This window comes from Noviherbaspirillum sp. (assembly GCF_036846085.1).
Lineage (GTDB): Bacteria > Pseudomonadota > Gammaproteobacteria > Burkholderiales > Burkholderiaceae_D > Noviherbaspirillum.
Genome location: NZ_DAIUCO010000277.1, coordinates 1 through 6,625, shown reverse-complemented (window position 1 = coordinate 6,625; position 6,625 = coordinate 1). Strand labels below are relative to the sequence as shown.

Genomic DNA, 6,625 nt, shown 5'->3' with positions numbered 1-6,625 from the left:
GCGGACACCGTGCCGCTTTCCAATGCGGTGATCAATTGCGCCAGCGGCCGCTGGCGCCGGCTGAAGTCGCCATCGGTAAGTTGTGCCAGGCCGGTCGGCGCCGTCGCCGAAAGATCGATATCGCAGGCCTGGATCATCGACAGGATCATGCCCACCAGTCCCATCCGCTGGCCGTCTTCCGGACTGAAGATGCGGGAGACGCCGTAGGCGTGCAGTTCGGCGATCTCGGAAGGCACGATCACGCCGCCGCCGCCGCCGAACACCTTGATGTGTTCGCCGCCGCGCTGCTTCAGCAGGTCGATCATGTACTTGAAGTATTCGACGTGCCCGCCCTGGTAACTGGAAATCGCGATGCCGTGCGCATCTTCCTGCAGTGCCGCCGTCACGATCTCGTCAACCGAACGGTTGTGGCCGAGGTGGATCACTTCGGCGCCGTTGGCCATCAGGATGCGCCGCATGATGTTGATGGAGGCGTCGTGGCCGTCGAACAGCGAGGCGGCGGTAACGAAACGGACCTTGTTGACAGGCTTGTACTCGGTCAGTTTTTGCGCAATGGAAAGGTCGGTCATGGCGGGATCCGGGAAGGAGGGACGGTCGTTACGGTAGCTTACGTTAACGTTAACGTCAAGCGACCGCCGCAGCCCGCCGGTTTGCGCCGCGTCAGCCCGCCGGCTTGATGGCCTTGCGTTCGATGAACGACGACAGGATCAGCGATGTGGAGGTGACGCCGCAGCGGGTCAGCGCCACGATGACCTTTTCCAGTTCCGCCACTGATGGCGCGATCACCTTGACAATGCTGCAGTCATCGCCGGTGATCGAATGGCATTCGACGATTTCCGGCAATTCCGCCGCCACTACCTCCACCGGTGTCTGGTGGCTGCGCTTGGACACCCGGATGAAGGCGGTAATGCCGTAGCCGAGCGCCGCCGGATTCACCTGCGCGTGGTAGCCGGCGATTACGCCGGCGGCTTCCATCCGCCGGACGCGTTCGGCGACCGCCGGCTGGCTCATGTGCACCCGCCGGCCGATCTCCGCCATCGTGGTGCGGGCGTCGGACTGCAGGATGTCGAGGATTCGGGCATCCATCGCATCGAGTTCGATTTTCATGGCGGAACCGTCCAATTTCGATAAAAACAAAGGTGGGAAGCCGATATTGCCTTTTATTGTCCATTCAGTCCAGCGGCCGCGGCGCATAAGCTATGACTCAGGTGAACAGGTAAATCTTTCAGGAATAACGGCGGATGGATATCGGCATCAGTCTTGATGACAGCGTGGAAGAACGTGAAGTGCTGGCGCTTTACCGGGCGCATCGCTGGTCGTCTGCCGGGAAGCCGGCCCAATTGATGGCGGCCTTGTCGAATTCGCATTCCCTGGTTACGGCGCGCAGTGCGGGACGGCTGATCGGCCTGGGAAACGCCATTTCGGACGGCCACCTGGTCGTTTATTACCCGCACCTGCTGGTGCATCCCGAGTTACAGCGGCGGGGAATAGGCAGGCGGATGATGGAGGCCTTGCACATGAAGTATGCCGGCCTTCATCAGCAAATCCTGGTGGCGGACGGCGAAGCTATCGAATTCTATCGATCCATAGGCTTTCAGCCTGCGGGCCGGACTCAGGCGATGTGGATCTATGCCGGTACCGAGCATTGAACAATGTAAATCAAGGGGAAAACAATGAGCTGGGAAACCTATCTGCTTTTCGTCGTTACCACCGGGGTGGTCTGCCTGACGCCCGGCCCGGCGGCGCTCCTGGTGGTTGCGCAGGCCATGTCCAACGGACTGCGCCGTTCCTACTGGGCGATTGCAGGGATTGCGGTCGGCAATGCAATTTACTTCGCCTTGTCCGCCACCGGCATCGCGGCGCTGGTCGTCGCCAGCAATACCCTGTTTTCGGTTGTGAAATGGGTGGGCGTCGCCTACCTGTTCTACCTCGGCATCTCCGCCATCCGCAACAAGGCGAGCGCCCTGACTGTCAGCGCCGATCCGGGGCAGGCAGTCGGCGGGTTGCGCGCATTCTGGCAGGCGGTGGTGGTGGAATTGTCGAATCCGAAGGCGCTGTTGTACTTCGTCGCGCTGCTGCCGCAGTTCATCGATCCGACCCGGCCGGTCGGCATGCAATTGCTGGTGTTCGGCGCCACCTGCATCGCGCTCGACGCTGCCGCCTATACGCTGTACGCATGGCTGGGCAGCAAGTCGCGGCGCTTCACGGCGAATGAAAGATTCGTCACCGTGAGCAACCGGGCCGCCGGGGGACTGTTGATGATTGCCGGCGCGTTGATGGCCGGCGTCAAGCGTGCTTTATAAGAATAACGGGAGGATGAACCGTTCTCAGAAGAATTCAACGGTGTCGTTCGACACTTCCGAGCGCAACAGGCCGCTGCTGACCAGTTCGTCGTAGTGGCAGACGCGGTTGCGGCCGTTTTCTTTCGCGTAATAGAGCGCTTGGTCGGCATGGCCGAGAATCACCACCGGCGATTCCTGGGTGATGGCGGCGAAACCCAGGCTGGCGGTGACCTGCCCGACCTGCGGGAACTCATGTTTCTCGACGTTGCGGCGGAAGCGTTCGAAAATCCGATGCGCCTCTTCCAGCGTGGTGGACCGCAGCAGCACGACGAATTCTTCGCCGCCGAAGCGGAACACCCGGTCCTGCGAGCGGAAGGACGCGCGCAACAGGTTGGCGACCAGAATCAGCACCTCGTCGCCATACAGGTGGCCGAACTGGTCGTTCACCCGCTTGAAGTGATCGATATCCACGACCGCCAGCCACTGGCCCTTTTCGACGCCGACCTGTCGCCGCTCATCCTGGTTCTGTGGCGACACATCGGCAATGCTCGCCGCCAGCATGCGGGAAAATTTTTCGTCGAAGGTCTTCCGGTTCAGCAGGCCGGTGAGGGAGTCGCGTTCGCTGTAGTCGAGAATGTTCTGGTAGTTGCGGTAGACGCTCAGGATGCCTTCCATCACGTGCATCGTGCTTTCCGAATATGGTGTCGGATTGACGATTTCGATGCAGGTATTGACCTTGTCCTGGAGCCAGATCGGCATCCACAGTGTATGACCGACGCCGGGCGTGACATGGTTGACGCATTCCTGCTGTTTCTGGATGGCATCGAGGAGGGCAGGATAGTTGCTGATCGGTTCGCCCTTGTATTGGTCGGCGCTCATGCAGTCTTCCGCCGCAACGGCCTTGCCGTTTTCGATCCAGGTTTTCGGGCGGATGAACATCTGGTCCCGGAACCGGAACAGTTCGTGCACCCGGACCTGATCCGCCCCAACCAGATCATGCAGCGCTGAAACGACCGAACTGTCGAGCAGCGTGTGATCGCGCTGACAGGTAATGTCGATCAAATGTTTGAGAAGCGCTTCCATCATCGGCATCCCGAATGAATCGTCAGTCAACCAGAGGTTTGCAGGCGGACAGGCAGTGCCGGATAGTCATGGCGTGACGATAGTAAGACGGTTGGAATTCGGGTAATGATCATCACTTTGCTGCAATGCAGCGCAAGTGGATCTCCTTTTTACGACGGTGATAACCAATGGCAATCATTCTATCCTGAATGAATCGGCAATTGACATGCTGTCGCTTTTTTGCCATTGGCATGTCAGACGGAATCTGTAGGCGGAAGGCAGGCATTCTTTATGCATTGACGGTATCCAGAACCACCGCCAACTTGTGCTGTCAGACCGTCATGTACTTTTCGGCATCAAATCATCCAACATGAGCCCACCTCGGCCCGACGAATCGGACCAGCTTTACCGCCTCATCATCGACAATGCACTGGATTCGTTTATCGCCATTGACGAAGAAAGCCGGATCGTGGAGTGGAGCCTGCAGGCGGAAAGAACCTTCGGCTGGACGCGGCAGGAGGCGTGCAGCCTGCGCCTCATCGACACCATCATCCCGGAGCGCCATCACGCCGCCCATCTGACGGGAATGGCGCATTTTCTCAACACCGGCGAAACGACCATGTTCGGCAGACGGGCCGAGCTGTCGGCCCGCCGCAAGGATGGCAGCGAGATTCCGGTCGAACTGAGCATCACGCCGATTCCGTCCGCCGGCCGCATGATCTTTTCCGCGTCGCTGCGCGATATATCCGACCGCAAGCAACTGGAAAACGAAGTCCGTGCCCAGGAACACATCACGCAGTCGATTCTCGACAGCATGGCCGACGCGGTGGTGGTGGCTGACGTAACGGGACGCATCATCGTGATGAATGCCGCCGGACAGCGCCTGCTGCACGCCGGTCCGGTCGATGACGAAACGAAGCAAACCTATCTCGCCTACACGCTGTGCCAGCCTGACGGCAAGACGCCGTACGTGCCGGCGGACCGGCCGCTGGCCCGCGCCCTCCGGGGCGAGCATGTCAACGGCCTGATTGCCTACAGCTGTCATCCGGAAGGAATCGAAGGCCGCTGGATCAGCGCCAACGCGCGGCCGATGGTGGACGGCAACGGCACGCTGATCGGCGCCGTGGCCGTATTCCACGATATATCGGAATTGAGACAGCGCGAAGAAGCGCTCGCGCAGCAGGCGCGCCTGCTGCAGGAACAGGCCAGCCTGCTCGACCTGTCGCATGATGCGATCCTGGTCCGTTCACCCGACCACGTCGTCACCTACTGGAACCGCAGCGCCGAGCGGCTTTACAAATTCACCAAGGAGGAGGCGATCGGCCGCGTCAGCCATGAACTGCTGCAGACCCGGTATCCCCAGCCGCTGGAAGAAATCGAAAAGGCAATGCAGGAGACCCAGTACTGGGAGGGCGAACTTGTCCATGTCGCCAAGGATGGGCGGGAGCTCGTGGTGTTCAGCCAGTGGTCGCTGGAATTGCAGGACGGGCGCCCGTTGCGCTACCTGGAAACCAATGCCGACATTACCCAGCGCATCCAGACGGAAAAGGCCTTGCGCCAGGCGCAGGAGAACTACCAATTGCTGGTCGAGGCATCGACCGAGTACGCCATCATGATGATGGACCCGCACGGCACCATCATCAGCTGGAACTCCGGGGCCGAAAAAGTGCTCGGCCTGTCGACGGAGGAGGCGGTCGGCAAGCCGGTGTCGGACCTGTTCACGCCGGAAGACCGCGGCATGGGCGAGCCGTTGCGGGAGCTGGTCGAGGCGGAGGCGGTGGGGCGTTCCGAGGATGACCGCTGGCATCTGCGCCGGGACGGCACCCGCTTCTGGGCTGTCGGCGTCGTGACGCCCATCCGCAACGAGGACGGCAGCCTGCGCGGTTTCGTCAAGATCATGCGCGACCAGACCGCACACCGGCTGGCCGAAGAACAGACACAGTTCCTCGCCAACCATGATGTGCTGACCGGTCTTCCCAATCGCGTCAGCTTCAGCAGCCGGCTGCACCAGGCCATCGCGATGTCGGAGCGCACCAAGGCGCCGCTGTCGGTGCTGCTGCTCGACCTGGACCGCTTCAAGCATGTCAACGATACGTTCGGCCATCATGTCGGCGATCTGCTGCTTAAAGAGGTGGCCACGCGCATCCTGTCCTCGCTGCGCGAGACGGATTTCGTCGCGCGTCTGGGCGGCGATGAATTCGTCCTGATCCAGACCGACGTATCGCAGCCGGAGGCGGCGGAAACCCTCGCGCGAAAGATCATCATCGAACTCGGCCGACCGTATTACCTCGACGGCAATGAGGTCATCGGCGGCACCAGCGTCGGCATCAGCACCTACCCGACCGATGCGAGGAGCTCGGTCGAACTGCTGAAGAAATCCGACCTGGCGCTGTACCGGGCAAAAAGCGCCGGCCGCGGCACCTACCAGGTCTATACCGCCGATATCCACATGGAGCGCAACTGGAAGAAGGATCGGGAGCTGGCGCTGCGCAATGCATTGAAGAACAAGGAATTCGAGCTGTACTACCAGCCGCAGATCGATCTGAACAACTGGACCATCTCGACGGTGGAAGCGCTGCTGCGCTGGCAGGCGACCGAACTCGACCTGGTGCTGCCGAACGACTTCCTGGCAATCGCGGAAGAAACCGGCCTGATCGTGGACATCGGCGATTGGGCGCTGCGCGAGGCCTGCAGCCAGGTGAAGCAATGGCAGGAGCAGGGCATGCCAGACCTCCGGATATCGGTCAACTGTTCGGCGCGCCAGTTCAGCAATCCGCAGTTCGTCGGGATGATCGGCCCGATCCTGGAGGAAACCGGATTGGCATCGCACTACCTGGAAATCGAAATCACCGAATCGATGCTGACCAAGCACCCCGAGGTCAAGCGCCAGCTGACCGAATTGCGCGCGCTCGGTGTGCGCGTCACCATCGACAATTACGGCACCGGCAGCAACGCGCTGATCGACCTGAAGGAATTCGAGGTCGACGGCCTGAAGATCGACAAGGCATTCGTGCAGCATTTGCCGCACCGGCGGAAGGATTCGGCCATCACGTCCGCCATCATCAGTTTGGCGCACAACCTGGGTATCGGCGTGTCCGCGGGCGGCGTGGAGACCGCCGAACAGCTCGCTTACCTGAAGGCGCGCGACTGCACCAGTGCGCAGGGATTCATCTTCAGCCCGCCGGTGCCGGCGGAGAAGTTCGAGGAGATCATGTTGAGCGGGCATTGGTCGCGGATCAACCGGCCGCCGTCATTGGGGGAGGGGGTGGTGTTTAAGGATT

6 protein-coding genes are annotated in these 6,625 nt (G+C 60.9%); 3 read left to right on the top strand and 3 right to left on the bottom strand.

What is annotated here, in order from left to right; translation table 11 throughout:
- Together V7080_RS22280 and V7080_RS22275 are read right to left on the bottom strand one after the other, a co-directional pair.
- Positions 1 to 569, bottom strand: a 569-nt coding sequence (locus V7080_RS22280) for a cobalamin B12-binding domain-containing protein (protein WP_334190576.1), incomplete at its 3' end; no start/stop codon positions are given.
- 91 nt (positions 570 to 660) lie between these two features.
- Positions 661 to 1,107, bottom strand: a complete 447-nt coding sequence (locus tag V7080_RS22275; RefSeq protein WP_326858914.1) for an Lrp/AsnC family transcriptional regulator — start codon at positions 1,105 to 1,107, stop codon at positions 661 to 663.
- A 134-nt stretch (positions 1,108 to 1,241) separates the two neighbouring features.
- On the opposite strand from V7080_RS22275, the gene V7080_RS22270 reads away from it, so the two are divergent.
- The gene (locus tag V7080_RS22270) at positions 1,242 to 1,649 is read left to right on the top strand and encodes a GNAT family N-acetyltransferase (protein ID WP_334190575.1); all 408 of its coding nucleotides are present in this window, start codon (positions 1,242 to 1,244) and stop codon (positions 1,647 to 1,649) included.
- A 24-nt stretch (positions 1,650 to 1,673) separates the two neighbouring features.
- Complete coding sequence (locus tag V7080_RS22265) at positions 1,674 to 2,303, top strand: LysE family translocator (protein WP_334190574.1); 630 nt, start codon at positions 1,674 to 1,676, stop codon at positions 2,301 to 2,303.
- Between the two features lie 24 nt (positions 2,304 to 2,327).
- Here the strand turns inward: V7080_RS22265 and V7080_RS22260 are convergent, their stop codons facing one another.
- Entirely contained in the window at positions 2,328 to 3,365 is a 1,038-nt protein-coding gene (locus tag V7080_RS22260; protein ID WP_334190577.1) for a GGDEF domain-containing protein, read from the bottom strand.
- A gap of 349 nt (positions 3,366 to 3,714) precedes the next feature.
- On the opposite strand from V7080_RS22260, the gene V7080_RS22255 reads away from it, so the two are divergent.
- The coding region (locus tag V7080_RS22255; protein ID WP_334190573.1) for a sensor domain-containing protein at positions 3,715 to 6,625 on the top strand (2,911 nt) is incomplete at its 3' end.

Bases quoted from the DNA above. Each gene is read 5' to 3' on its own strand.
- V7080_RS22275 (WP_326858914.1), bottom strand. From the start codon at position 1,107: ATGAAAATCGAACTCGATGCGATGGATGCCCGAATCCTCGACATCCTG.
- V7080_RS22265 (WP_334190574.1), top strand. From the start codon at position 1,674: ATGAGCTGGGAAACCTATCTGCTTTTCGTCGTTACCACCGGGGTGGTC.
- V7080_RS22260 (WP_334190577.1), bottom strand. From the start codon at position 3,365: ATGGAAGCGCTTCTCAAACATTTGATCGACATTACCTGTCAGCGCGAT.
- V7080_RS22270 (WP_334190575.1), top strand. From the start codon at position 1,242: ATGGATATCGGCATCAGTCTTGATGACAGCGTGGAAGAACGTGAAGTG.